General features: G+C 35.0%; 1 protein-coding gene. It reads left to right on the top strand.

The annotated features are described in order from the left end of the window. Window positions 1–526 (top strand): DUF6387 family protein (locus IM273_RS22340; RefSeq protein WP_370551859.1); only part of this gene is annotated, 526 nt, incomplete at both ends.

Below are 526 nucleotides of genomic sequence, written 5' to 3' on the forward strand. Positions count from 1 at the left end.
ACTTGAATTATATGGATGCTGAAAATAAACTTTATCAACCGCCATACTTTTTTATAACCACGGTAGATCGAATAGCTAATATCAGTTTTGCTTGTATGAAAAAGGCTTTATTCATAAGAGCTAATTCAGAACAATATAAGATTGATTCCACTATTGAGAACGAATACATATCCGAAAAAATCCCTGAACAGTTTCCTACTACAATTATGTTAGAAATCGATCTTGCGGCTGGAAGTGATGATGAGATAGCAGAGGCACTGCGAATATCATTACCACAATGGCGAAAAGTTAAGGGTGTAAAAGCTGCACCGCTTGATGCAGTAAGATTTGGTTATGGGACAATAAAAAAGTTAATGAGCTATAGAATAATACCAATGCTTGATTTACTTGCTTGGTCAGAAAGAAAAAAAGTGCATCTGTCAGATGATAGAATATCACGATTGATTTATAGAGATGAAGATGACGATAAGGTAATTAGACAAGGGTATCATATCAGAGATGCAGACCGACCTTTAGCTATGAAAGT

The organism is Enterobacter cloacae complex sp. P13B (assembly GCF_014895915.1).
In the GTDB taxonomy this organism is placed as follows: domain Bacteria; phylum Pseudomonadota; class Gammaproteobacteria; order Enterobacterales; family Enterobacteriaceae; genus Enterobacter; species Enterobacter bugandensis.